Here is a 24,969-nt window from a genome sequence, read left to right on the forward strand (position 1 = left end):
AAATTCCGTGTCCCTGCCGCACACCCCCTGTAACGCTTCCGCGACGCTTCTTTCGCGTACGGTCACGGAACGGGCACCGAGCTTGACGTGTCACTGCCCTGGGGCAGACTTGGCCGGGAATGGCGGTTTGGATCAACGACGGATCATTGGCAGTCGGCGGCGCCAGCAGGGGCTACGGGGGACAGGGAACATGAGCCAGGACGGCGCACAGGGCCAGTACACGGGGCGGGCGCTCGCCAGTGGCCGCTATCAGCTGCGCGACCTCCTCGGCCAGGGCGGTATGGCCTCGGTGCACCTCGCGTACGACAGCGTGCTCGACCGGCAGGTCGCCATCAAGACACTTCACACCGATCTCGGACGGGAACAGGCCTTCCGCGAGCGGTTCCGCCGCGAGGCCCAGTCCGTGGCCAAGCTCACGCACACCAACATCGTGTCGGTCTTCGACACCGGCGAGGACACCCTCGACGGCATGACGACGCCGTACATCGTCATGGAGTACGTCGAGGGCCGCCCGCTCGGCTCGGTCCTCGACGAGGACGTGCGGCAGCAGGGCGCGATGCCCGCCGACAAGGCGCTGAAGATCACCGCGGACGTGCTGGCCGCTCTGGAGATCAGCCACGAGATGGGCCTGGTCCACCGCGACATCAAGCCGGGCAACGTGATGATGACCAAGCGCGCCGTGGTCAAGGTCATGGACTTCGGCATCGCCCGCGCCATGCAGTCCGGTGTGACGTCGATGACGCAGACCGGCATGGTCGTCGGCACCCCGCAGTACCTCTCGCCGGAACAGGCCCTCGGACGCGGTGTGGACGCCCGCTCCGACCTGTACTCCGTCGGCATCATGCTGTTCCAGCTGGTGACCGGGCGGCTGCCGTTCGAAGCGGACTCGCCGCTGGCCATCGCGTACGCGCACGTGCAGGAGGAGCCGCCGGTTCCGTCCTCGGTCAACCGCGCCCTGCCCCCGGCCGTGGACGCGCTGATCGCCCGCGCGCTGAAGAAGAACCCGAACGAGCGCTTCCCCAGCGCCGAGGCCATGCGCGACGAGTGCCTGCGCGTGGCGGCGTCCTTCAACGCCGCGCCGCCGAGCATCGTCCCGGGCACGCAGGCCCCGAGCGGCGCGGGCGTCGGCTCGGCCGTGTTCCCGCCCGTCGACCAGGCCACCCCGGCGCCCCCGGGCCAGGTCCAGACGCCGTACCAGCCGACCCCGCCGCCGAACCCGTACGGCACGCCCGCCCCGACGGGGCCGTCCCCGGCGTACGGCTATCCGCAGCAGGGCGGCTACCAGACGCCGTCCCCGGCGGCCTACTCCCCGCAGCCCGGCCCGTCGACGCCGCCGCCGTACAACCTGACGCCTCAGACCGCGGTGGCCTCCTCCGGCGGCGGCAGGAACAACAAGCCGGTGATCATCGGCTCGGTCATCGTGTCCGTCGTCGCGGTCGGCGGCCTCGTCACGGCACTGCTGCTGAACGGCGGCAGCGAGGACGACAAGGGCGGCGGCGCGAGCGCGTCGGCCTCGGCGGAGAAGGAGCCCGGCTACCGCGGGCCGGATACCACGAAGACGATCGACACCGAGGAGTGCACGGAGCCGCGGGAGTCGTACAACGACCCCGACAAGATCCAGATCCCTGACTTCAAGTTCAAGAACATCAAGTCGGTCAAGGCCTGTCTCCAGGCGGCCGGCTGGGAAGTGAACGAGAAGAAGGTGGACGAGAACACCTACGGGGACGGCACGGTCATGAACCAGTTCCCGTCCGCCGACACCGACGTCGACCCGGAGGACATGCCCGAGATCGAGCTCAGCGTCTCGACGGGCAACCCGCCCTCCTGACGGGTCCGCTGACGCGGAAGGGCCCGGCAGCTTCGGCTGCCGGGCCCTTTGGTGTGCGGATCGCGGCCGTCTACAGGTAGGGGCCGCCGGACCGGCCGCCCGGATGCTGCTCGTCGAGGCCGTCCCCGACACCCGGCGGGAGCGCGCGGCGCATCTGCTCCAGCTGGGCACGGGCCGCCATCTGCTGGGCGAACAGCGTCGTCTGGATCCCGTGGAAGAGCCCCTCCAGCCAGCCGACCAGCTGGGCCTGCGCGATGCGCAGCTCCGAGTCGCTGGGGGTCACCTCGTCCGTGAAGGGCAGCGAGAGCCGCTCCAGCTCCTCGACCAGCTCGGGCGCCAGACCGTCCTCCAGCTCCTTCACCGAGCTGGCGTGGATGTCCTTCAGCCGGACCCGGCTGGCCTCGTCCAGGGGAGCCGCGCGCACTTCCTCCAGCAGCTGCTTGATCATGCTGCCGATCCGCATGACCTTCGCGGGCTGCTCCACCTGTTCCGTGACCGGGGTCTCGCGGGAGTCCTCGTCTCCGCCACCGCCGCCGAGCGCCATGCCGTCCTGGCCCACGACCAGGATCTGAGGGTTCTCCGGCGACCTTTCGTTCCTCGGCATCTCCATGTCGCCATTCTCTCGCACGCCTGCACCTCACCTCCGTGGTGCCCCCACGTGAGGCTGATCCACCGTGCTGGAGGAGACGAGTCGGTCAGCCTACGGGTTGCTCCCGCGGGGGTGTTTCCTCCTCGCGGATGAAACGGCCAGGCGGGCCTCGCAGTGGTCCAGCCGGCGGACCTCGGCCTCGGCCTGGAAGGCGCGCTGTTCCAGGACGAGCAGCCGGGCCAGCTCCCCGGGGTGCTGCGGCGCGCGGACCAGGGCCTCGGCACGCTGCCGCACGTGGTCGTGCGGCGTCCGCGCCACGTACCGCCGCCGGGCCTCGACGACCTCCCGTCCGACGGCGTCCGCCCGAGAGCACTGACCAGCTTGATCGCCGGCTCGTCCCGGGCGACCGGTCCGTCCCGTTCCAGGCGGCCCACGTCGTGCCGGACCTGCCCGATGTTCAGCGGCCAGGTGCCGCCGGTGCGGGCCTCGAAGTGCGGGCCTCGAAGTCGGTGCGCGGGCGGGAGCCGCAGCGAGGGCCGGCCGCCAGGAGTGCCGGCAGCCCGTGACGTATCGGCATCACCGGGTTGCGCAGCGATTCCATCCGTCGGCCGAACCCGGAGTGCCGGGAGTCCGGGGCGGTGTGAGGCTGATTGCCTGATATGACCGGAACTTGCCGTTTCTGCCCTACCGGGCGCACGGCGGGAGGGGGTCACCCACGTGACTCCATGGCAACGCGCACTGCGGGCGACGGCACTGGTGCTCGCCCTGGGGGCGGGCGCGGTCGTCTCACCTTACGGATCCGTCCCGTCCTACGGGGCTGCGCTCACCTACGAGGAGGCAGCCGGGGAAGGGGCGACGGAGGAGGCGGGGCCCGGCCCCGTCGCCGCCCCGTCGCCCAGGCCCGCTGCATCGGCCCCCTCGCCCCTGGCTGCCCCATCGGCCCGGTCAGCCCCGTCGCCCCGGGCAGCGCCATCGGCCCGGTCCGCCGCGTCCCCTCTGGCGGCCCCCTCGGCTCTGGCGGCTCCCTCGGTCCCCTCGGCTCTGGCGGCCCCGTCGGCTCTGGCGGCCCCTTCGGTCCCCGGTGACCCCTCACGGGCCGGGAGCCGTGAGCCCTCACGGGCCGGGAGCCGGGCGGGAGAGGGCCGTGTGCGGCCGGGGCGGCCCGAGGACGCCGGGGAGAGGCCGGGCGTCGCCGACGCCACCGCCGTCCCCGAGGCGCCCCGGGAGACCGTCCCGGTGCCCTCCGCCCCGGAGGAGCAGCCCGTGCGAGAGGCCGCGACCGCCGAACGCCCCGTCGGCCCGGTCCTGCGGATCCTGCCCCTGGGCAGCGGCCTGCTCCTGATCGGACTGGGGCTGGGCCTGGCGTTCGTCGCGCTGCGACTGCGAAGGGTCTAAGGGCGGCTTCGGTCACTTCGCGAGTGCGAGGGGCTGCCGCCCGGGGCAGTGGGGCTGCCGCCCGGGGCCGGGGCGTGCCAGGGCCATGGGTCCGCCGGGCCCAGCCCCGCCCCCGGTCGGGGCAGGGTGCCGCGGGCCCGGCGGTGGGGGGTCAGTCGGTCTGCGGGGCGATCAGCAGGACCTTGCCCACGTGGCCGCTCTCCTCCACCACCCGGTGCGCGGCGGCAGCGTCCGGCATCGGGAGTTCACGGTCGACGACCGGCCGCAGGTGGCCGCCGGTGAACAGCGGCCAGACGTGTTCGCGTACGGCCGCGACGATGGCGGCCTTCTCCTCCGGGGGCCGGGCGCGCAGGGACGTCGCGCTGATGGCGGCGCGCTTGGCCAGCAGGGCGCCGATGTTCAGCTCGCCCTTGACGCCGCCCTGCATACCGATGATCGCGAGCCTGCCGTTGACGGCGAGGGTCTTGACGTTGCGCTCCAGGTACTTGGCGCCCATGTTGTCGAGGATGACATCGGCGCCGGCCCCGTCCGTCGCCTTCCTGACCTCCTCGACGAAGTCCTGCTCGCGGTAGTTGACCAGGATGTCGGCGCCCAGTTCGGCACACCGGTCCAGCTTCTCCCTGGTGCCCGCGGTGACGGCCACCCGCGCACCGACGGCCTTGGCGAGCTGGATGGCCATGGTGCCGATGCCGCTGGAGCCGCCGTGCACGAGCAGGGTCTCGCCGGGGCGCAGGTGGGCGATCATGAAGACGTTCGACCAGACGGTGCAGGCCACCTCGGGCAGCGCCGCGGCCTGCGTCAGGCCGACCCCCTCGGGCACGGGCAGCAGCTGCCGGGCCGGGACGGCCACCTTCTCGGCGTAGCCGCCGCCGGAGAGCAGCGCGCACACCTCGTCGCCGATGTTCCAGCCGGAGACGCCGGGGCCGATTCCGGCGATCCGCCCGGAGCACTCCAGGCCGGGGTAGGGGGACGCGCCGGGGGGCGGTTCGTAGAACCCCTGCCGCTGCAGGATGTCGGCCCGGTTGACGGCACCGGCCGCCACCTCGACCAGGACCTCGCCCTCGCCGGGCACGGGGTCCAGGACCTCGTCCCAGACCAGCGCCTCGGGCCCACCAGGTTCGGGAATCGTGATCGCATGCATGGTGTGGACCGTACTGTTCTTGAGGGCTGAGCGGGAGTGAGTCCTGTCGTCCCCGGACCGAGTCCGCTCCGTCCCCGGACCGCCGTGCCTACGCCGTTGACCCGGTCTCGGCGAAAACCCATGTGCACGACCGATGAGTTTGCGCGACGGTAAAGGTCTCTCCATGCGTAGCCCAAGCACGCGGAAGGACCCGAAGCATGAGCACGCAGATGTCCGGCCTGGCGATCGAGACCGCGGGCCTGGTGAAAACGTTCGGCGAGACGAGGGCCGTCGACGGAGTCGACCTGTCCGTGCCCGCGGGCACGGTCTACGGCGTCCTCGGCCCGAACGGCGCCGGCAAGACCACCACCGTGAAGATGCTCGCCACGCTCCTGCGGCCGGACGGCGGCGAGGCGCATGTCTTCGGCCACGACATCGTCCGCGAGGCGGACGATGTGCGGGGCCGGGTGAGCCTCACCGGCCAGTACGCGTCGGTGGACGAGGACCTCACCGGCACCGAGAACCTGGTCCTGCTGGGCCGGCTCCTCGGACACCACAAGAAGGCGGCCCGGGACCGCGCCGGTCAGCTCCTGGAGGCCTTCGGTCTCACGGAGGCGGCAGCGAAGCAGGTCAAGCACTACTCGGGCGGCATGCGGCGCCGCATCGACATCGCCGCTTCCATCCTCAACACCCCCGACCTGCTCTTCCTCGACGAGCCGACGACCGGCCTGGACCCGCGCAGCCGCAACCAGGTCTGGGACATCGTGCGGGCCGTGGTCGCGCAGGGCACCACCGTGCTGCTGACCACGCAGTACCTGGACGAGGCCGACCAGCTCGCGTCCCGGATCGCCGTCATCGACCGCGGCAGGGTGATCGCCGAGGGCACCAAGGGCGAGCTGAAGTCGTCCGTCGGCGCCGGATCCGTCCATCTGCGCCTACGAGACCCCGACCAGCGCGATCTCGCGGCCGACCTGTTGCGCCGCGCCCTCGACGCGCAGGTGCAGCCGGAGCCCGACCCGGTGGCCCTCACCGCCCGCCTCGGTACGGCGGCGAGCGACGACTCCGCGGCCGAGCAGGCCTCCCGCGCCCTGGGCGAGCTGGCCCGCGCCGGGATCACCGTCGACAACTTCTCGCTGGGCCAGCCCAGCCTCGACGAGGTGTTCCTCGCCCTCACCGGGCACGACACGCACGACTCCTCCGACCGCTCCGACGACCCGAAGGACGAGGTGGCGGTATGAGCACCGCGACGACCACCGAGAGCAAGGAGCTCGCCCCGGTCAGCGCCGAGTCCCTCGCCGCGCTGCTCGTCTCCAAGGAGCGGCCGCCGCGCCCCAGCGCGTGGTCGGCCTCGATGACCTTCGGCTGGCGGGCGATCCTCAAGATCAAGCACGTGCCGGAGCAGCTCTTCGACGTGACGGCGTTCCCGATCATGATGGTGCTGATGTACACGTACCTGTTCGGCGGGGCGCTGGCCGGTTCGCCGAAGGAGTACATCCAGTTCCTGCTGCCGGGCATCCTCGTGATGTCGGTCGTGATGATCACGATGTACACGGGTGTCTCCGTCAACACCGACATCGAGAAGGGCGTCTTCGACCGGTTTCGCAGCCTGCCGATCTGGCGGCCGTCGACGATGGTCGGCTATCTGCTCGGCGATGCCCTGCGGTACACCATCGCGTCGGTCGTGATGCTCACCGTCGGGATGATCCTCGGCTACCGGCCGGACGGCGGGGTCGCCGGTGTGCTCGCCGGGATCGCCCTGCTGGTGGCCTTCTCGTTCGCCTTCTCGTGGATCTGGACGATGTTCGGGCTGATGCTGCGCACCGAGAAGTCGGTGATGGGCGTCAGCATGATGGTGATCTTCCCGCTCACGTTCCTGTCCAACGTGTTCGTGGACCCGAAGACCATGCCGGGCTGGCTGCAGGCGTTCGTGAACAACAGCCCCATCACCCATCTGGCGTCGGCGGTGCGCGGCCTGATGGGCGGCGACTGGCCGGCCGACGAGGTCGCCTGGTCACTCGGCTGGGCGGCGCTGTTCGTGCTGGTCTTCGGGCCGGTCACGATGCGGCTGTACAACCGGAAGTAGCCCTCGGCGCTTTCGGGCCCCTCGAGGCCCCGGCCGGCCGTCGCGCACCGGAGAGTGCGCGACCGGCCGGCCGTTCGCTCTGCTCGTCAGGTGCTGCGGGGCATCGGGGGCATCGGGCGGATGTCCGGCGCGACCTGGGTGGCCGGTGTCTTCCGCACGATGGTGATGAGCCGGTCGGTCAACTCCAGTTTCCCGACGGCCGCATCGTCGTAGCCGAGCACCCGGTGACCACGTATGACGCTCACGACCAGGTCGGCGACCTCCCTCGGCGTCCTGCCCACCTCGGCCTTGACGACCGGCCGCTCCACGATGTCGAGCCCGCTGCCCTGCTGGATGAGGTCCTCCAGCACCATGCCGGCCGACGGGCTGAGCACGGAGAGGCCGAGCAGACGGCCGGCGGCGCTGGCGCTGGTGATGACGGCGTCGGCACCGGACTGCTTCAGCAGCGGCGCGTTCTCCTCCTCGCGCACGGCGGCCACGATGTTCGCCCCGCGGTTGAGCTGCCGGGCCGTCAGCGCCACCAGGACCGCCGTGTCGTCGCGCTGGGTCGCGATGATGATCTGCCGCGCCTTGTGCACCTCTGCCTGTTTGAGCACCTCGCTGCGCGTCGCGTCCCCGACGATGCCCGCGTACCCCTCGGCGGTCGCGGCGTCGATCACCTTGGAGCTGGGATCGACCACGACGACCTGTTCCTTCTTCAGTCCCGTCGCGCAGACGGTCCGGATCGCCGACCTGCCCTTCGTGCCAAAACCGATGACGACGGTGTGATCGCGCAACGTGGACCTCCAGCGGGTCAGTCGCCACTCCTCCCGAGTGCGTTCGGTGAGGGCTTCGAGCGTGGTACCGACCAGGATGATCAGGAACAGCACACGCAGGGGCGTGATGACGAGGATATTCGTCAGCCGGGCGCCGTCACTGGCGGGAATGATGTCACCGTAGCCGGTGGTGGAGAGAGTGACGGTCGCGTAGTAGAAGGCGTCGAGGAGGTCGACGCCGCCGCCCGCGTTGTCGGTGTAGCCGTCGCGGTCGGCGTAGACGATCAGCGCGGTCGAGACGAGGACCGCCAGTGCCATCGACAACCGTCTGGCGACCTGGCGGACCGGGTGCTCCACCAGTTTCTTCGGGAGCTTCACCCGATGGGTCACCAGATGCTCGTCGGCCTGGCGGGCGATCGCGTCCTGGCCCGGAAGTTTCACGTGAAACACACCCCGATTCCTCCGGACGCCCAGGGCAGGTCGAGCAGTTCCGCCTCCTGCCCAGGTTCAGAGCCGCCCGGTGGTACGACGGCCAGCGCGTCGGCGGCCGCGATGCCGCGCAGCATGGCGGGGCCGTTGTAGTGCAGCGGCACGGCCTCGTCGCCGCGCAGGACGACAGGGACGAGCCGGGTGTCGTGCGGGTGCCCGTGCACGGCGTCCCGGAGCGGCAGCGTGTACGGCTCCGGGGCCGGACGGGCCGCGAGGATCCGCAGCAGCGGCTCCGCGAGCGTCAGCAGCCCGGAGACGGCGGCGAGCGGGTTGCCCGGCAGGCCGACGAGGTGCTGGGTCTCCGTGGTGCGGGCCAGCAGCATGGGGTGGCCCGGGCGCACCGTGACGCCGTCCACGAGGAGTTCGGCGCCGATCCGGCGCAGGGTGGGGTGGACGTGGTCGACCGGGCCCGCCGCGGTGCCGCCGGTGGTGAGGATGACGTCGGCGTCGGAGGCGGTGATGGCCTCGTGAAGGGCGTCGGCGTCGTCGCGGACGCGCCGGACGGCGGTGACCTCGGCGCCGAGCGCCCGCAGCCAGGGCGGCAGCATGGGGCCGAGCGCGTCCCGGATCAGGCCGTCGTGCGGCAGGCCTGTGGCGAGCAGCTCGTCGCCGAGGACGAGGACTTCGGCGCGGGCCCGGGGGACGGCGGTGACGGTGTCGTATCCGGCCGCCGCCGCGAGACCGAGGACGGCCGGGGTGACGAGGGTGCCGACGGCGAGGAGCTGGTCGCCGGTGCGGCATTCCTGGCCGCGCGGGCGGATGTCCTGCCCGGGGACGACGTCCCTGGTCGCGTACAGGCGGCCCTTGTCGTCGGTGCGGCCGTGCTCGCTGCGCAGGACTGCGCTGGTGTCCGTGGGGATGCGGGCGCCGGTGGCGATCCGGACGGCCTCGCCGTCGGTGAGGGGCGCGGGCGCGGCGTGCCCGGCGAGGACGCCCTCGTCCCTTACGTGCCAGGGAGCGGGGCCGCAGACCGCCCAGCCGTCCATCGCCGAGGTGTCGAAGGAGGGGAGGTCGGTGAGGGCGTCGAGCGGGGCGGCGAGGGTCAGGCCGAGGGCGGTGCCGAGGGGCGCGGAGACGGGGGCCCGGCGGGCGGCCCGGATGGCGTTGCGGCCGGCGCGTTCGGCGAGGACCCGGGCCTCGGGCCAGGGGGTGGCACGGTGGCGGGTGCCCGGCCCGGCTGGGGGGTCCGGCCGGCGGTGGGTGCGGGCGCTGTCCGTCTCGCCTCGCGCCTCGGGGTCGGGCAGGTGGTTGCCGTTGCTGTTCATCACGAGGGCGAGCACCTCCTCGACGTCGAGGTCCTCGGCGTCCTCACCGGCTCGGGCGCCGTGCGGGGTCATCCGGCGTCCGGGCGGGTGTCGGGGGTGGCGTCGGGAGCGACATCGCCCCGAACTCCGGAGGGCTCGGGCCCGGTGCCGGAGGGCTGGGCCTCGGGGGTGCTCTCCTGCGCCCAGCGGGCGGCGAGGGCAGCGGCCTTGCGGGCGGCTTCGGCGACCGCCTCGGGGCCTCCGCCGGCCTGCGCGGCCGCGTAGCCGACGAGGAAGGTGGTCAGCGGCGCCGCAGGCCGGGCCACGCCGTGGGCGGCGTCGCGGGCGAGGTCGAGCAGGCCGCGGGTGTCGACATCGAGGTCGACCCCCAGTTCGTCCTTGACGGCGGAAATCCATTCATCCAACACGTGTCCATGCTCCCTGATACGTGCCCTTGCGGTGGCGATGTCGTCCCAGGTGTCGCAGTCGAAGGACGCGACCGGGTCGGAGACGCGGGTGAGGTTCAGCTCGGCGGTGAGACGCCGCAGGGGGAGACCGGCGAGAGCGCCGTGCCGGTCGGCGAGGTGCACGAGTTCCTCGCGCAGCCGGGGCGCTCGGTAGGCGGCCACGAGCGGCTGGTCACGGCCGTCGGGGTCGGTCAGCAGCGCGCCGTCACAGCCGCTCGCCCGCAGCGCGCCGAGCAGGCGGCCGACGGTCGGTTCCTGAAGGAACGGCAGATCGGCGGAGAGCACCACGACGTACTCGGCGGTGGTGTGGCGGAGCCCGGCGCCGAGCGCGGCGAGCGGTCCGCCGCCGGGCGGGTCCTCGCGGGCCCAGGTCACGAGCCGTGCGGTCGGCCGGGGCGCGGCGACGACGACGGTGCTCCGGGCACCGCCGCAGGCGGCGAGGACACGGTCGAGCAGGGCCCGCCCGCCCACGCGCACACCGGGCTTGTCCGTGCCGCCGAGGCGCCGGGCGGCACCACCGGCGAGCACGACGGCGTCGTACCCGGCGGGGTCCGCGCCCTGCGGCGGGCCGGTGCCGACGCCGGGTTCACCGGGGGGCTCGTAAGCGGTCACCCCCCGAGTATGCGTTCCCCCGCGATCACAGGGAACGCGGGGGAAGGAACACGATCATCGTCCGGCCCCGCGGGCCGGACGGGAAGCACCGCGTCCGCACGGTTCAGTGCGTCCGTGAGAGATCACTGCGTCCGCACGGGCCAGCGCGTCCGCGAGCGAGGCTCAGAGCGTCCGCAGCAGCACCGCCGGTTGTTCCACGCAGTCCGCCACGTACCGCAGGAAGCCGCCCGCCACGCCCCCGTCGCACACGCGGTGGTCGAAGGTGAGCGAGAGCTGGACGACCTGCCGCACCGCCAGCTCGCCCTCGTGCACCCATGGCTTGGGGACGATACGGCCGACGCCGAGCATGGCGGCCTCGGGGTGGTTGATGATCGGGGTGGAGCCGTCGACGCCGAAGACGCCGTAGTTGTTCAACGTGAACGTGCCGCCGGTGAGTTCGCCCGGCGTCAGTGTCCCCGTCCGGCCCGCCTCGGTCAGCCGGGCGAACTCTGCGGTCAGCGACTCGGCGTCCCGCGCGTGCGCGTCCCGTACGACCGGGACGACGAGGCCCCTCTCGGTCTGCGCCGCGAAGCCCAGGTGCACATGGTCGAACTGGACGACCTCCCTGGCCTCCGCGTCCACCGTGGAGTTGAGCTCGGGGAAGCGGGCGAGGGCCGCGGTGCAGATCCGGGCCAGCAGGGCCAGGAGGGAGATCTTCGGTCCGCCGGCCGCGTTCATGGCCGCGCGCGCCCGCATGAGCTCCGTGGCGTCGGCGTCCACCCAGCAGGTGGCGTCCGGGATCTCGCGGCGACTGCGCGCCAGCTTGTCGGCGACGGCGCCCCGGATGCCCTTGAGCGGGGTGCGGACCTCGCCGGGGGCCGCTGTCGCGGAGGGACGGGAGCCGGGGGCCGGGCTCGGTGCCTGCGGCACCCGCGGGTGCGGCTCGGACGCCGGTGCCGTCGTGGTGCTCCGGCCGGCGGCGCGCAGGGCGTACTCCACGTCCGCCCGCAGGATCAGCCCGTCGGGGCCGGAGCCGGTCAGCTCCCGCAGGTCCAGGCCGTTCTGCCGCGCCAGCCGGCGCACCAGTGGCGAGATCACGGGGACGGGTCCGTCCTGCGTCGCCAGGCCGCCCGTCTGCCCGTTCACCGTGCCCGCGGGGCTTCCGGCCTGCGCGTTCACCGGGGCCGCTGCAGCCTCGGCCCGCCCGTTCACCGCCCCCGCGGCTCCGGCGGCCCCGGCCGGACCGGCTGTTGTGGACGCGCCGGAGACCGGCCGCTCCTGCCGTACCCGGCGGCGCCGCGCGGGCGCCTCGGAGGTGCCGTACCCGACCAGGACGTTGCCCGAGCCCTCGGAGCCGGTGTCGCCGGCGCCGGAGGCCGACCGCTCCCCCACCGCCACCGTGATCAGCGGTGCCCCGACGGGCAGTTCCGTGCCCTCCTCGCCGAAACGGGCCGTGACCACACCGCCGTAGGGGCACGGCACCTCGACCATGGCCTTGGCCGTCTCGACCTCGACGACCGGCTGGTCGATGGCGACCACGTCACCGACCTCGACCAGCCACCGCACGATCGCCGCCTCGGTGAGCCCCTCACCGAGGTCCGGCAGCTTGAACTCCAGCACCTGTGCCATCAGCTCTCGGCCTCCCACTGCAGACGCCCCACGGCGTCCAGGATCCGGTCCACACCGGGCAGGTGGTGGCGCTCCAGCATCGGCGGCGGGTACGGGACGTCGAACCCGGCAACGCGCAGCACCGGCGCCTCCAGGTGGTGGAAGCAGCGCTCCGTGACGCGGGACGCGATCTCCCCGCCCGGGCCCCCGAAGGAACCCGACTCGTGGACGACGACCGCGCGTCCCGTGCGCCGCACCGAGGCGCACACCGTCTCGTCGTCGAACGGCACCAGGGAGCGCAGGTCGACGACTTCGAGGTCCCAGCCCTCGGCCCGGGCCGCCTCGGCCGCCTCCATGCAGACGGGTACGGACGGCCCGTACGTGATGAGCGTGGCGCTCCTGCCCGGGCGCCGCACCACCGCGCGGCCGATGGGTTCAACGGGCGCCGGCTCCTCGGGGTTCCAGGAGTCCTTCGACCAGTACAGCCGCTTCGGCTCCAGGAAGACGACCGGGTCGTCGGAGGCGATGGCGGCGCGCAGCAGCCCGTAGGCGTCGGCGACGGTGGCGGGCGTGACGACATGGAGCCCCGGAGTCGCCATGTAGTACGCCTCGGAGGAGTCGCTGTGGTGCTCGACACCGCCGATGCCGCCGCCGTAGGGGACACGGATGGTGATCGGCAGGGGCATCGCGCCGCGGGTGCGGTTGCGCATCCGGGCCACGTGGGAGATGAGCTGCTCGAACGCCGGGTAGGCGAACGCGTCGAACTGCATCTCCACGACCGGGCGCAGGCCGTACATCGCCATGCCGACGGCCGTGCCGAGGATGCCCGCCTCGGCGAGCGGGGTGTCCGTGCAGCGGTCCTCGCCGAACTCCTCGGCGAGTCCGTCGGTGACGCGGAAGACGCCGCCGAGGGTGCCGACGTCCTCGCCCATGACGTGCACGGCGGGGTCGGCGGCCATGGCGTCGCGCAGCGCGCGCGTGAGGGCCTGCGCCATGGTGGCCGGCTTGACGGCGACGGTGGTCATCGGTGCGTGCCCCCTTCCGGTGCGGTCCCGGCCTCGGCCTCCAGCTCGGCCCGCAGCTGGTCCCGCTGCTCGCGCAGTTGCGGGGTGGGCTCGGCGTAGACGTTGCCGAACAGGTCCATCGGGTCCAGGACCGCGTCCTGGTTCATCTGCTCGCGCAGGGCCGCCGCCATGGTCTCGGCATCATGCCGGGCGGCCTCGATGCCGGCCTCGTCGAGCAGGCCCCGGCCGGTCAGCTCGCGCTCCAGCAGCCGGATCGGGTCGTGCTCGCGCCAGGTCTCGACCTCGGCGTCGCCGCGGTAGCGGGTCGCGTCGTCGGCGTTGGTGTGGGCGTCGACGCGGTAGGTGATCGCCTCGACGAGGGTGGGGCCGCCGCCCGCGCGCGCGTGGCGTACGGCGTCGGAGAGCACCTCGTGGACTGCGGCGGCGTCGTTGCCGTCGACCAGGCGGCCGGGCATGCCGTAGCCGACGGCCTTGTGGGCCAGCGACGGGGCGGCGGTCTGCTTGGCGAGCGGGACGGAGATCGCGAAGCCGTTGTTCTGCACGAAGAAGACGACCGGGGCCTGCCAGACGGCGGCGAAGTTCAGCGCCTCGTGGAAGTCGCCCTCGCTGGTGCCGCCGTCGCCGACCATGGCCAGCGCGACCACGTCGTCGCCCTTGAGGCGGGCGGCGTGCGCGAGGCCCACGGCGTGCGGCAGCTGGGTGGCGAGCGGGGTGCACAGCGGGGCGACCCGGTGCTCGCCGGGGTCGTAGCCGGTGTGCCAGTCGCCGCGCAGCAGTGTGAGCGCCTCGACGGGGTCCACCCCGCGGGCCACCACGGCGAGGGTGTCGCGGTAGCTCGGGAAGAGCCAGTCGCGCTTCTCCAGGACCATCGCGGCGGCGACCTCGCAGGCCTCCTGTCCGGTCGTGGAGGGGTAGACCGCGAGACGGCCCTGCTTGGTGAGGGCGGTGGCCTGCGCGTTGTAGCGGCGGCCCTTCACCAGCTGCGCGTACAGCGCCCTCAGCAGCTCCGGGTCGGCCTTCGCGGCCGCCTCGGTGCCGAGCACGCGGTACGGCTCCGCATCGGGCAGCAGCGGCGCGGGATCCGTGCGGGGCTGCCAGGCGGGCGGCGGGGTCGGCCGGTACGCGCCCCGCTGCTCCATGACCGTCATGACGGCACCTCCTCGTGGGAGCGGCTTGGAGAGGCGCGTCGGCTGTGATGCGCCTCACCTACCGATTGTTCGGTCGCCGGCACATTTTGGCTACGGGTGGCCTCAGGCTGTGGACAAACGGTTCTCCACAGCCTGAGATGGACGCAGTACGTCCATGGCAGGGAGGTCGGCGCAGGTGGCATCTGAACAAATGGCCGAACGGCAGGACGACAGCGCCGCGCTGCCGCCGCCGCGCCCCCTGGACGCCATTGATCAGGACATCCTGCGCATGCTCCAGGCGGACGGCCGCGCCTCGATACGGTCGGTCGCCGAACAGGTCCACGTCTCGCGCGCGAACGCCTACGCCCGCATCAACCGGCTCGTCGAGGACGGCGTCATCCGCGGCTTCGGAGCCCGCGTCAACCACGAGCGGGCGGGCCAGGGCACGTCCGCGTACATCACCCTGAAGATCGTGCAGAACTCCTGGCGCACGGTGCGCAAGGAACTCAGACAGCTGCCCGGCGCCTCCCACATCGCCCTGGTGGGCGGCGACTTCGACGTGCTGCTGCTGGTACACGTGTCCGACAACCGGGCGCTGCGCGAGCTGGTGCTGACCCGGCTCCAGGCGATTCCGCAGGTGCTCAGCACACGCACGCTGCTGGTGTTCGAGGAGGAGGACCTGGAGCCGCAGGGGTGACTCAGGCGGCCTTGCGCAAGCCCCCGATGGCCAGCTGCACCACCGCGTCGGCCACTTCGCGCTCGCCCATCCCGCGGCTGTCCGGCCGGTACCACTCGACGATCGAGTTGATCATGCCGAAGACCAGCCGGGTCACCAGCCGGACCTCTATGTCGGCGCGCACGTCCCCGTCCGCTGCGGCCGCCTTGAGCAGGTCGGCGACCCGGTGGTCGAAGTCGCGGCGCCGCTCCAGGGCCCACCGCTCGGTGTCGGTGTTGCCACGCACCCGCAGCAGCAGGGTCACATAGGGCAGTTCGGTGATGAGCACCTCGACCATGCGCCGGACGACGTACTCCAGGCGGTCGGCGGCGCGCCCCGCGCGCGCGTGCTCCTCTTCCAGGATCCCGAAGAGGCCGTCCAGGGCCCGGCTGACGGCCCGGCGCAGCAGCTCCTCCTTGCCGGCGACGTGGTGGTAGATCGACGACTTGGAGATGCCGGCCGCTTTGGAGAGGTGCTCCATGGAGGTGCCGTCGTAACCGCGCTCGTTGAACACCTGGACGGCGACGGACAGCAGCGTGTCCGGGGTGTAGGTGTCGCGCTTGGCCGTGGTCATGAGGCTGTGCCTTCCCGCGGGTCGGAGGCGTGGGCGTGGCGGTACAGCGCCAGAGACGGCGCGTAGCGCCCCGAGGGGTCGCGCCGGTGCAGGTCGTCCAGGAGCACGTAGGCCCAGGTGCGGCCGAGCCTGCGGCTCCACTCGAAGGGGCCCAGGGGGTAGTTGACGCCCAGGCGCATCGCGGTGTCGATGTCCTCCTCGGTGGCCACGCCCTTGGCGACCGCGTCGTGCGCCAGGTCGATGATCCGCGCGACCGTACGGGCGACGATCATGCCGGGCAGGTCGCCGATGACGCTGACCCGCTTGCCGAGCGCCTGGAACAGGCCGGTGGCCTCGGCGAGGGTCTGCGGGGCGGTGTCCTGGGAGGCGGACAGGGCGATCCTGGTGGCCTTGCGGTAGTCCAGGGCGAGGTCGAAGTAGACGAAGTCCGGGTACTCCACGGCGGTCTGCCCGTCGGCGAGGACGAGCCGGCCGCCGCCCGGGAGCAGCAGACACGCCCCCTGGTCCTCGTCGCCTCCCTCGTCACGGACCGGGATGCCCGCCTCGCGGATCAGCGCGAGCAGCTCGGCGGCCGGTCCCAGATCGCCCTCGGCGACGACATACGCGGGCGGCTGCCGCTGCTCGGCGGTGTCGGGCTCGGGGCGCTCGGCGCCGTCCCGGTGGTCGTACCAGCCGTGGCCGGTCTTGCGGCCGAGCCGGCCGGACTCGACCAGGCGCCGCTGGGCGAGGGACGGCGTGAAGCGCACGTCCTGGAAGAAGGACTGCCACACCGACTGCGTGACGGACTCGTTGACGTCCTGGCCGATCAGGTCGGTCAGCTCGAACGCGCCCATCCGGAAGCCGCCCGACTCGCGCAGCACGGCGTCGATCGTGGCCGGGTCGGCGCCCTGCGCCTCGTAGACCGCGAAGGCCTCGGCGTAGAAGGGCCGGGCGATGCGGTTGACGATGAAGCCGGGGGTGTCCGCGCAGGCGACCGGCGTCTTGCCCCAGGCGCGGGCCGTCTCGTACGCGCGCGTGGCCGACGAGACGTCGGTGGCGAACCCGGAGACGACCTCGACCAGCGGCAGCAGCGGCGCCGGGTTGAAGAAGTGCAGCCCGACGAAGCGGCCGGGCACGCGCAGGGCGCCGCCGATGGCGGTGACGGACAGCGAGGAGGTGTTGGTGGCGAGCAGGCAGTCGTCGGAGACGATGCCCTCCAGCGCGCGGAACAGGTCCTGCTTGACGTCCAGCCGCTCCAGGACGGCCTCGACGACCAGGGCGCAGTCGGCGAGCTCGGGGAGGTCCTCGGCGGGCAGCAGCCGGGCGCGGGCGGCGTCCCGGTCGGGGCCGGTGAGCCGCTCCTTCTCGACGAGCCGGTCCAGGCGGGCACCGATCGCGTCGGCCGCCTCCCTGGCCCGCCCGGGAGCGGTGTCGTACAGCCGTACGGGATGGCCCGCGACCAGCGCGACCTGGGCGATTCCCTGGCCCATGGTGCCGGTGCCGACGACGGCCACGGGACTGCTGAGGTCGAGTGCTGTCATGTGCGCGATCCTCCCGCACGGGGTTTTCCACAGATGCGGCGGACCCCCTTGAACCGACCGATCGTTCGGTTACTCTAGCTCTGTCCGAGTGTTCCTGCCCAGGTTTCTGCCCAGGTCATGAACTCGACGAAGAGTTCTTGAGACGAGGAGATGGTCACCCATGACCGCCGCACTCTCGGCGCACGAGCTGATCGCCCGGCACCGGTCCACCCTCGACCAGGCGCTGGAAGCGATCCGCACGCGCGCGTACTGGTCCCCGCACCCCGAGCACCCGAAGGCCTACGGGGAGAACGGCAGCCTGGACGCGGCGGCGGGCAAGGCCGCCTTCGACGCCCTGCTCGGCTCCCGCCTCGACCTCGGCCAGCCGGGCACGGACGACTGGGTGGGCGGAGAGACGTCCCCGTACGGCGTCGACCTGGGCGTGACGTACCCGCACGCGGACCTCGACGTGCTGCTGCCCGCCATGAAGGCCGGGCAGCGGGCCTGGCGGGACGCGGGCGCGGAGCAGCGCGCGGTGGTCTGCCTGGAGATCCTCAAGCGCATCAGCGACCGGACGCACGAGTTCGCGCACGCCGTCATGCACACCTCCGGTCAGGCGTTCATGATGGCGTTCCAGGCGGGCGGGCCGCACGCGCAGGACCGCGGCCTGGAAGCGGTGGCCTACGCGTACGTGGAGCAGGCCCGCACGCCCGACAACGCCGAGTGGACCAAGCCGCAGGGCAAGCGCGACCCGCTGGCCATGTCCAAGCAGTTCACACCCGTCCCGCGTGGCATCGCCCTGATGATCGGCTGCAACACCTTCCCGACGTGGAACGGCTACCCGGGCCTGTTCGCCTCCCTCGCCACCGGCAACGCGGTCCTGGTCAAGCCCCACCCGCGCGCGGTGCTGCCGCTCGCGCTCACCGTGCAGGTCGCGCGCGAGGTGCTCGCCGAGACCGGCTTCGACCCGAACCTGATGGCGCTGGCCGCCGAGCGGCCCGGCGAGGGCATCGCCAAGACGCTCGCCCTGCGCCCCGAGATCCGGATCATCGACTACACCGGCTCGACCGAGTTCGGCGACTGGCTGGAGGCCAACGCCCGCCAGGCTCAGGTCTACACGGAGAAGGCCGGCGTCAACACCGTCGTCGTCCACTCCACGTCCGACTACAAGGGCATGCTCTCCAACCTGGCGTTCTCGCTGTCCCTGTACAGCGGCCAGATGTGCACGACCCCGCAGAACCTCCTCGTCCCCCGCGAGGGCATCTCCACGGACCAGGGACCCAAGTCCTACGACGAGGTGGTCGCGGACCTCGCCAAGTCGGTGGACGGCCTGCTCGGCGACGACGCCCGGGCCAACGCGCTGCTCGGCGCGATCGTCAACCCGGACGTGAAGGCCCGGCTGGAGGCCGCGGCGGGACTGGGCGAGGTCGCCCTGGCCTCCCGCGAGATCACCAACCCGGACTTCCCGGGGGCGGTCGTCCGTACGCCGGTCATCGTGAAGCTGGACGGGGCCAAGCCGGACGCCGAGGCCGCCTACATGAGCGAGTGCTTCGGGCCGGTGTCCTTCGCCGTCGCGGTCGACTCGGCCGCGGACGCGGCGGAGCTGCTGCGGCGCACCGTCCGCGAGAAGGGCGCGATGACCGTCGGGGCGTACACGACCGACCCGGAGGTCGAGCAGGCCGTGCAGGAGGTCTGCCTGGAGGAGGCGGCGCAGCTGTCGCTGAACCTCACGGGCGGGGTGTACGTGAACCAGACGGCGGCGTTCTCCGACTTCCACGGTTCCGGCGGCAATCCGGCGGCGAGTGCGGCGCTGTGTGACGGGGCGTTCGTCGCCAACCGGTTCCGGGTGGTCGAGGTGCGGCGGGACGCCTAGAAGCCCGGGGGGTGCGGTGATCGCGCGAGCGCGGGTCGTTCGTGGCATTCGCGCCCACGCGGCGGAGCCGCACATCGATTTACAGCCCCGCGCCCCTAGCGAGGCGCTCCAGAGCCCGCGCTCCAGTGGTAGAGGGTCATCGCCACGCTCGTCGCCAGGTTGTAGCTGCTGACCTGGGGACGCATCGGCAGGGACAGCAAGTGGTCCGCGCGGGCGCGGAGTTCCGTCGACAGGCCCGTGCGCTCCGAGCCGAACGCGAGGACGGCGTCGTCCGGGAGCTTGACGCCCCGGATGTCGTCGCCCTCCGGGTCCAGGGCGAACAGCGGCCCCGGCGGCAGCTCGTCGGGGGTCAACCGCTCCACCGTCGTCGCGAAGTGCAGGCCCGCCCCGCCGCGTACGACCGTCGGATGCCAGGGGTCGACCGTCCCGGTCGTCACCACGCCCGTCGCGCCGAAGCCGGCGGCCAGGCGGATCACCGCCCCCGCGTTGCCCAGGTTGCGCGGATTGTCGAGGACCACGACCGGGGTGGTGCGGGGCATGTGTGCCAGCCGCGCGAGGTTGGACTCGCGGGAGGGACGTACGGCGAGCGCGGCCACGGCCGTGGGGTGCGGGCGCGGCACGAACGACGCGTACGTCTCGTGCGGCACCTCCGTCAGCAGCCCGGCCAGCACGTCCCGTACGTCCGGCGCCAGCTCGTCGGCGAGGGCGAGTGCGGCCGCCCGGTCGGCGGTGACCGCCACCGGCACCTCGGCGCCGAAACGCAGCGCGTGCTTGAGGGCATGGAACCCGTCGAGCAGGACGGTGTCACCGGCGAGCCGGTGCCAGACGGTCACGGGGTCGGTCATGCCCCGAAGCCTACGTGCGTGGCCTCGGCGCTCTCGGGGGCGCGTTGCCCGGGCAGGGGCACCCGCCCACCCCGGCGCGGCAGCCGGTCACGCGCGCGTGCCGCCCGGCCGCCCAGCCGGCGCAGGAAGCCCGTCGGCAGGAACACCGCGTCCGCCGCGATCATCGCCAGCGAGAAGAACGGCAGCCCCAGGACCACGGCGATCACGGCGTGCTCGGTCATCATCACCGCCAGCAGGACGTTCTTCACCCGCCGGTTGAACAGGGTGAACGGGAAGGCGACCTGCACGAGGACCGTCCCGTAGGTCACCAGCATCACCATCGTGCCGCTGGCGGACAGCAGGTCGGCGAGCGCCGGCCAGGGCGAGAAGTACTCCAGCTGGAGCGGGTAGTACACCGCGGTGCCGTCCTGCCAGCGCGATCCCTGGATCTTGTACCAGCCGGCCGTCGCGTAGATCAGACACGCCTCGGCCATGATCACGAGCAGGGCGCCGTTGTGCACGACGTTGGCGATCACGTCCAGCAGGATCCGCGGCTCACCGGTGGCGGCCCGGCGTCCGACCAGCCACCACAGGGCCTGCGCCGCCCACACCGTCCACAGCAGTGCCGGTATCAGCCAGTCGCCCTCCATCCGGCCGGCCAGGGTCACCGCGGCCAGCACGAACCCGAGCACGCACCACAGGGCCGGTCCCGTCCGGTCCGTGACCCGCTCGCCCCGCGCGCGGGCCGCCCGGTCCCGCACGCCCCGACGGGCGTCCAGCGACCACACCTGGGCGCACCGCGTGAACACCAGGTAGATCGACATCAGGTGCAGCACGTTGTCGCCGCCGTCGCCCATGAAGACGCTTCGGTTCTGCAGCGACAGCACACCGACCATGAACAGCACCGACATGGTGCGGGTGCGCCAGCCCAGCATCAGCAGGGCACCGGACAGGACGGCGAGCGCGTAGACGATCTCGAACCAGACCCGGCCGTCCGACCACATCAGGACGGTGAAGGAGCCGTTGGACGCGACCAGCTGCTGGGCGATATCCCAGCTCCAGGGGCCGCCGGGACCGTACAGTTCGTGGCGGTGGGGCAGCTCGCGGAGCAGAAACAGCAGCCAGGTGGCGCTGAAACCGATGCGGATGACGGCCGTCTGGTACGGGCCGAGGGCGGCCTCGGTGACGCGGGCGATAGCGCCCGAGACGGCCAGCGAGAAGCGGTTCACCGCACGCCTCCGCCGGTCTCGTCCTGCGGGACCTTCCACCACGGCAGTTCCCGGTAGGACGGCGTCGTGGAGACCTTCTCCCGGCTCCACGAGGGCGGCGGCACGTTGGCGGTCCGGGAGCGCACCTGCACCCGCTCGATGACACCGGCGCCCCCGGTCGCCGCCCGTACCGCGTCGTCGCGGCCGAGGCGCAGCACCATGATCCGGCGCAGATACGCCTCCGAGAGCGCACCGCGCAGGCCCACCGGCCGGTTCTCGCCGTCGTGCGTCGCGACGAAGAAGTCCCAGGCCCGGCGCAGCTCGTTCTGCTGGGTATGGCTGGGCAGCAGGTTGCCGTCGATGGCCCTGCCGTCCTCGGCGGACAGGTCGTACCAGCCGGTGGTCAGCGTCATGCCGTCCGGCCCGCGGACGCCGGCGCGGACCTGGATCGAGATGTTCTGCTGTAGCGGGTTCGGCGCGAAGAGCTTCCAGTTCTGCTCGAACTCCGGATAGATCCAGTCGTCCACGGCCTTGCCGTGCTCCCTGGTGACCGTGTTCGCCGGCGCGACGTGCAGGAACGTCATCCCCAGATGCGCACACACCCCGACGGCGACGACCGCGAGCGCCAGGGCGACCCCGATCCGGTAGCGGAGGGAGAGCCCGGCGACGCCCGCACGGGGCTCACCGGGCGGGTACGGCTCAGCCGCCCGCAGCGGCCCGACCGGCTCGGACGGCCCGGACGGCCCGGACGGCCCCACGGGCCCGGAGGGCACGCCCGGCGCGGGAGAGGCGGAGGGCACGCCCGGCGCGGGAGAGTCCGCCGGTGCGCCCTGTTCCGGGGGCGGGGGCGGAGGCAGGGCAGGGCGGCTCGGCACGTCCGGGCGGCTCGGCACGTCCGGGCCGTGCCGGGCGTTCGAGCCCTCGTCGTACGCGTCCATTCCGCCCCGTTCCACGATCCCGGTCCGTCGTTCCGTCCGCCCGGCCGCGAGGGCGTCGTGCCGCCCGCGCAGTGGTGCGCGGCGTCGGCACGGGCACGGTACTCAGGACGCCCACCCGGGCACAGCCCCTGTCCGCCGGTCCCGACGTGGCCGTCGCCACACCGAGGAAGGCCGACCGTACGGCGAGTGCGACCGTCCGAGAGCCGCGGTCCCCCTGGTCCACAGGGGACCCCCCGCAGGTTATCCACAGGGTGCCCCGGCCGGTCGTCCGCAGGAGTGACACCCTACGGCGCCCGCCCGTACACCCATTCCCTTCTTCTAGAACCTGTTCTATCTTGACGCCCCGTCAGCTCAACGGGATCCGCCGGAAGGACAGGCACCGTGGACTTCACCTTCACCGAGGAGCAGCAGGCGGCGGCCGAGGCGGCGAAGGGCGTGTTCGCCGGGGTCGCGCCCGACGCCGTGCCCAGCCCGGCCCTCACCCGGGGCGCCGTCGCCGAGACGTTCGACCGCGCCCTGTGGGCCAGGCTCGCCGACACGGATCTGCTGAGCCTGCTGCTCGACGCCCGGTACGGCGGGGCCGGCCTGGACGCCGTGGCGCTGTGCCTGGTGCTGCGGGAGTCGGCGCGGGTACTGGCCAGGGTGCCCCTGCTGGAGAGCAGCGCGGCAGCGGCGGCCGTCCAGGCATACGGCGGTGCAGAGGCGAAGGCGGACCTGCTCGCCCGGGCCGGCCGGGGCGAGACGATCCTGACCGTCGCCGCGCACGGCCGCACCGGCCACGACCCGGCCGAGCAGGCCGTGACCGCCCGGCAGGACGGCGAGAGCTGGGTGCTGGACGGCGTGCAGACGGCGGTGCCGTGGGCCTACGACGCGGACGTCACGCTCGTCCCCGCACACACCGGGACCGGCCGGACCGTGCTGGCCCTGGTGCCGCGCGGGCACGAGGGTGCCGTCCTCGCCGAGCAGTTCTCCACCAGCGGCGAGCGGCTCGGCGAGCTGCGGCTGGAGTCGGCTCGGCTGGCCGCCCGGGACGTGATCGACACCGACGGGGCCTGGGAGTGGCTGCGGGATCTGCTGGCCACCGGGACGTGCGCGCTGGCCCTCGGGCTCGGGGAGCGCGTGCTGCGGATGACCGGGGAGTACACGGGGAAGCGGGAGCAGTTCGGGTTCCCGATCGCGACCTTCCAGGCCGTCGCCGTGCAGGCCGCCGACCGCTACATCGACCTGCGCGCGATGGAGGCCACGCTGTGGCAGGCCGCGTGGCGGATCGCCGCCGGGGCCGCGGGGCCGCTGCCCGCCGCCGGGGACGTGGCCGTCGCCAAGATCTGGGCGGCGGAGGGCGTCCGCCGGGTCGTGCAGACCGCGCAGCACCTGCACGGCGGGTTCGGCGCCGACGTCGACTACCCCCTGCACCGGTACCACGCCTGGGCCAAGCACCTGGAACTGTCACTCGGCCCGGCCGCGGCACACGAAGAGACCCTGGGCGACCTGCTGGCGGCCCACCCGCTGGCCTGACCGCGCGGACCGCGTGGGCCGGGGGCGGGTGGGTGCTGGTGCCGCGGCAGGCAACGTCTGCCCGTCAAGGAGCGGCGTCCGGAGCGTGCTCTCGGCGTGCCGGCCGGAAGTCCTCGGACTGGTTGTACCCGGGCTTCCGGCCGGTGCGGCGAGAGTGCGTGCCGGGCGTCGCGACGGGGCGAACGTTGCCTGACGCGGCACTAGAGGACGAACCCCTGCTGCCCGTCGTCCGTCACGACGGGACGGCCCGCCGCCTCCCACACCTGCATGCCGCCGTCGACGTTCACGGCGTCGATGCCCTGCTGGGCCAGGTACATCGTGACCTGGGCGGACCGGCCACCGGAACGGCAGATCACATGGACCCGGCCGTCCTGCGGGGCGGCCTCGGCCAGCTCGCCGTACCGGGCGACGAACTCGCTGATGGGGATGTGCAGCGCGCTTTCGGCGTGACCGGCCTTCCACTCGTCGTCCTCCCGGACGTCCAGCAGGAAGTCGCCGTCCTTGAGGTCCGCGACCGCGACCGTGGGCACACCAGCTCCAAAACTCATGCGTCCGACGCTACCGGAACCGGCCGGGGCACGGCTCAGCCCTGGCCCTCGCCCTGGCCGAGCAGCGCGGCCAGCTCCGTCTCCCGCTCCGTGACCTGGGCGAGCAGCCCCTGCCCGATCTCGTCGAGGAGCCGGTCCGGGTCGTCGGGGGCCAGCTGCAGCATGTGGCCGATGGCGCTGTCCTCCAGTTCCCTGGCGAGCAGGCCGAGCAGTTCCTTGCGCTGGGCGAGCCATTCGAGGCGGGCGTAGAGCTCCTCGGCACGGCTCGGGCCCCGCTTCAGCTCGGGTCCCTTGGCCCATTCCTCGGCGAGTTCGCGCAGCTCGGCCTCGTCGCCCCGGGCGTAGGCGGCGTTGACCCGCGTGATGAACTCCTCGCGCCGCGCGCGCTCCTTCTCTTCCTGCGCCAGGTCCGGGTGGGCCTTGCGGGCGAGGTCGCGGTAGAGCTTGCGGGCCTCCTCGCTGGGGCGGACCCGCTGCGGGGGCCGGACCGGCTGGTCCGTGAGCATCGCGGAGGCCTCCGGGAACAGACCGCTGCCGTCCATCCAGCCCTGCAGCAGCTCCTCGACGCCGGGGATGGGGGCGAGCCGCGCTCTGGCCTCCTCCGCCCGCTGCCGGTCGGCGGGGTCGCCGCTGCGGGCGGCTCTGGCCTCCAGGATCCGGGCGTCCAGCTCCTCGAGCCGGGCGTACAGCGGACCGAGTTTCTGTTCGTGCAGCCGGGAGAAGTTCTCGACCTCGACGCGGAAGGTCTCCACCGCGATCTCGTACTCGATCAACGCCTGCTCGGCGGCCCGCACGGCCCGCTCCAGCCGCGCCTCGGGCCGGGCGGCGTCGCCACCATCCTGCTCAGCTTCCGGGGTCGTCACCCGTCCAGCCTAGGTGACGAAGCGACCGCGCCCGCGCCCCGGAGGGCAGGGCCCGCTCCGTGGCAGCTCCGGGCGGCGCCGGCCGCGCCCC

Annotated in this window: 23 protein-coding genes; 7 read left to right on the forward strand and 16 right to left on the reverse strand. The window is 72.9% G+C overall.

Annotated elements, in window-relative coordinates:
* The first annotated feature begins 190 nt into the window (after positions 1-190).
* Positions 191-1,828: a protein kinase gene (locus ACFU3E_RS05420; protein WP_384152417.1), complete on the forward strand. Its 1,638-nt coding sequence runs from the start codon at positions 191-193 to the stop codon at positions 1,826-1,828.
* A gap of 70 nt (positions 1,829-1,898) precedes the next feature.
* Here ACFU3E_RS05420 and ACFU3E_RS05425 read toward each other — a convergent pair whose 3' ends face one another.
* Together ACFU3E_RS05425 and ACFU3E_RS05430 are read right to left on the reverse strand one after the other, a co-directional pair.
* Positions 1,899-2,438: a bacterial proteasome activator family protein gene (locus tag ACFU3E_RS05425; RefSeq protein ID WP_384152420.1), complete on the reverse strand. Its 540-nt coding sequence runs from the start codon at positions 2,436-2,438 to the stop codon at positions 1,899-1,901.
* A 90-nt stretch (positions 2,439-2,528) separates the two neighbouring features.
* On the reverse strand, positions 2,529-2,735 hold the full coding sequence (locus tag ACFU3E_RS05430; protein WP_384152423.1) for a hypothetical protein: 207 nt from the start codon (positions 2,733-2,735) through the stop codon (positions 2,529-2,531).
* Positions 2,736-3,563: 828 nt separating this feature from the next.
* On the opposite strand from ACFU3E_RS05430, the gene ACFU3E_RS05435 reads away from it, so the two are divergent.
* Positions 3,564-3,812 carry a hypothetical protein gene (locus ACFU3E_RS05435; RefSeq protein WP_384152425.1) on the forward strand — a complete coding sequence of 83 codons (249 nt, stop codon included), beginning with the start codon at positions 3,564-3,566 and terminating at the stop codon, positions 3,810-3,812.
* Positions 3,813-3,963: 151 nt separating this feature from the next.
* Here ACFU3E_RS05435 and ACFU3E_RS05440 read toward each other — a convergent pair whose 3' ends face one another.
* Positions 3,964-4,953: an NAD(P)H-quinone oxidoreductase gene (locus ACFU3E_RS05440; RefSeq protein WP_384152428.1), complete on the reverse strand. Its 990-nt coding sequence runs from the start codon at positions 4,951-4,953 to the stop codon at positions 3,964-3,966.
* A 197-nt stretch (positions 4,954-5,150) separates the two neighbouring features.
* On the opposite strand from ACFU3E_RS05440, the gene ACFU3E_RS05445 reads away from it, so the two are divergent.
* A complete protein-coding gene (locus ACFU3E_RS05445; protein WP_384152431.1) occupies positions 5,151-6,170 on the forward strand; it encodes an ATP-binding cassette domain-containing protein in 1,020 nt (339 codons plus the stop codon).
* Complete coding sequence (locus ACFU3E_RS05450; protein ID WP_053670226.1) at positions 6,167-7,015, forward strand: ABC transporter permease; 849 nt, start codon at positions 6,167-6,169, stop codon at positions 7,013-7,015. Before ACFU3E_RS05445 ends, ACFU3E_RS05450 begins: the two co-directional genes overlap by 4 nt.
* Before the next feature lie 86 nt (positions 7,016-7,101).
* Here ACFU3E_RS05450 and ACFU3E_RS05455 read toward each other — a convergent pair whose 3' ends face one another.
* From ACFU3E_RS05455 to pdhA, 6 genes are all read right to left on the reverse strand, one after another.
* Positions 7,102-8,211, reverse strand: a complete 1,110-nt coding sequence (locus ACFU3E_RS05455; protein WP_384152905.1) for a potassium channel family protein — start codon at positions 8,209-8,211, stop codon at positions 7,102-7,104.
* Complete coding sequence (locus ACFU3E_RS05460; protein WP_384152435.1) at positions 8,208-9,596, reverse strand: molybdopterin molybdotransferase MoeA; 1,389 nt, start codon at positions 9,594-9,596, stop codon at positions 8,208-8,210. Before ACFU3E_RS05460 ends, ACFU3E_RS05455 begins: the two co-directional genes overlap by 4 nt.
* Positions 9,593-10,582 (reverse strand): NTP transferase domain-containing protein, encoded by a 990-nt coding sequence (locus ACFU3E_RS05465; RefSeq protein WP_384152438.1) that lies wholly within the window; start codon positions 10,580-10,582, stop codon positions 9,593-9,595. Before ACFU3E_RS05465 ends, ACFU3E_RS05460 begins: the two co-directional genes overlap by 4 nt.
* A 162-nt stretch (positions 10,583-10,744) precedes the next feature.
* On the reverse strand, positions 10,745-12,190 hold the full coding sequence (locus tag ACFU3E_RS05470; protein ID WP_384152441.1) for a dihydrolipoamide acetyltransferase family protein: 1,446 nt from the start codon (positions 12,188-12,190) through the stop codon (positions 10,745-10,747).
* The gene (locus ACFU3E_RS05475; RefSeq protein ID WP_384152444.1) at positions 12,190-13,194 is read right to left on the reverse strand and encodes an alpha-ketoacid dehydrogenase subunit beta; all 1,005 of its coding nucleotides are present in this window, start codon (positions 13,192-13,194) and stop codon (positions 12,190-12,192) included. Before ACFU3E_RS05475 ends, ACFU3E_RS05470 begins: the two co-directional genes overlap by 1 nt.
* Positions 13,191-14,342 carry a pyruvate dehydrogenase (acetyl-transferring) E1 component subunit alpha gene (pdhA, locus tag ACFU3E_RS05480; RefSeq protein WP_384152446.1) on the reverse strand — a complete coding sequence of 384 codons (1,152 nt, stop codon included), beginning with the start codon at positions 14,340-14,342 and terminating at the stop codon, positions 13,191-13,193. Before pdhA ends, ACFU3E_RS05475 begins: the two co-directional genes overlap by 4 nt.
* 190 nt (positions 14,343-14,532) lie before the next feature.
* Here pdhA and ACFU3E_RS05485 point away from each other — a divergent pair, with 190 nt between their 5' ends.
* A complete protein-coding gene (locus ACFU3E_RS05485) occupies positions 14,533-15,018 on the forward strand; it encodes an Lrp/AsnC family transcriptional regulator (protein WP_384152908.1) in 486 nt (161 codons plus the stop codon).
* A 1-nt stretch (position 15,019) separates the two neighbouring features.
* On the opposite strand, the gene ACFU3E_RS05490 is transcribed toward ACFU3E_RS05485, so the two are convergent.
* Both ACFU3E_RS05490 and ACFU3E_RS05495 read right to left on the reverse strand, forming a co-directional pair.
* Positions 15,020-15,610 (reverse strand): TetR/AcrR family transcriptional regulator, encoded by a 591-nt coding sequence (locus ACFU3E_RS05490; RefSeq protein WP_384152449.1) that lies wholly within the window; start codon positions 15,608-15,610, stop codon positions 15,020-15,022.
* On the reverse strand, positions 15,607-17,130 hold the full coding sequence (locus ACFU3E_RS05495) for a 3-hydroxyacyl-CoA dehydrogenase (protein ID WP_384152452.1): 1,524 nt from the start codon (positions 17,128-17,130) through the stop codon (positions 15,607-15,609). The genes ACFU3E_RS05490 and ACFU3E_RS05495 overlap by 4 nt, the downstream gene beginning before the upstream one ends.
* A gap of 160 nt (positions 17,131-17,290) precedes the next feature.
* Here ACFU3E_RS05495 and paaN point away from each other — a divergent pair, with 160 nt between their 5' ends.
* Complete coding sequence (gene paaN, locus ACFU3E_RS05500; protein WP_384152455.1) at positions 17,291-18,982, forward strand: phenylacetic acid degradation protein PaaN; 1,692 nt, start codon at positions 17,291-17,293, stop codon at positions 18,980-18,982.
* A 95-nt stretch (positions 18,983-19,077) separates the two neighbouring features.
* On the opposite strand, the gene ACFU3E_RS05505 is transcribed toward paaN, so the two are convergent.
* The 3 genes from ACFU3E_RS05505 to ACFU3E_RS05515 are packed head-to-tail and all read right to left on the reverse strand — an operon-like array spanning position 19,078 to position 21,952.
* A complete protein-coding gene (locus ACFU3E_RS05505; RefSeq protein WP_384152458.1) occupies positions 19,078-19,827 on the reverse strand; it encodes a TrmH family RNA methyltransferase in 750 nt (249 codons plus the stop codon).
* Entirely contained in the window at positions 19,824-21,035 is a 1,212-nt protein-coding gene (locus tag ACFU3E_RS05510) for an HTTM domain-containing protein (RefSeq protein ID WP_384152461.1), read from the reverse strand. Before ACFU3E_RS05510 ends, ACFU3E_RS05505 begins: the two co-directional genes overlap by 4 nt.
* Complete coding sequence (locus ACFU3E_RS05515; protein WP_384152911.1) at positions 21,032-21,952, reverse strand: DUF5819 family protein; 921 nt, start codon at positions 21,950-21,952, stop codon at positions 21,032-21,034. The genes ACFU3E_RS05510 and ACFU3E_RS05515 overlap by 4 nt, the downstream gene beginning before the upstream one ends.
* Positions 21,953-22,333: 381 nt before the next feature.
* Here ACFU3E_RS05515 and ACFU3E_RS05520 point away from each other — a divergent pair, with 381 nt between their 5' ends.
* Positions 22,334-23,467, forward strand: a complete 1,134-nt coding sequence (locus ACFU3E_RS05520) for an acyl-CoA dehydrogenase family protein (protein ID WP_384152464.1) — start codon at positions 22,334-22,336, stop codon at positions 23,465-23,467.
* A 200-nt stretch (positions 23,468-23,667) separates the two neighbouring features.
* Here ACFU3E_RS05520 and ACFU3E_RS05525 read toward each other — a convergent pair whose 3' ends face one another.
* Positions 23,668-23,997, reverse strand: a complete 330-nt coding sequence (locus ACFU3E_RS05525) for a rhodanese-like domain-containing protein (protein ID WP_384152914.1) — start codon at positions 23,995-23,997, stop codon at positions 23,668-23,670.
* 53 nt (positions 23,998-24,050) lie between these two features.
* A complete protein-coding gene (locus ACFU3E_RS05530) occupies positions 24,051-24,878 on the reverse strand; it encodes a hypothetical protein (RefSeq protein WP_384152467.1) in 828 nt (275 codons plus the stop codon).
* Positions 24,879-24,969: the final 91 nt, after the last annotated feature.

It is taken from the genome of Streptomyces sp. NPDC057424, assembly GCF_042803315.1.
Classification (GTDB): domain Bacteria; phylum Actinomycetota; class Actinomycetes; order Streptomycetales; family Streptomycetaceae; genus Streptomyces.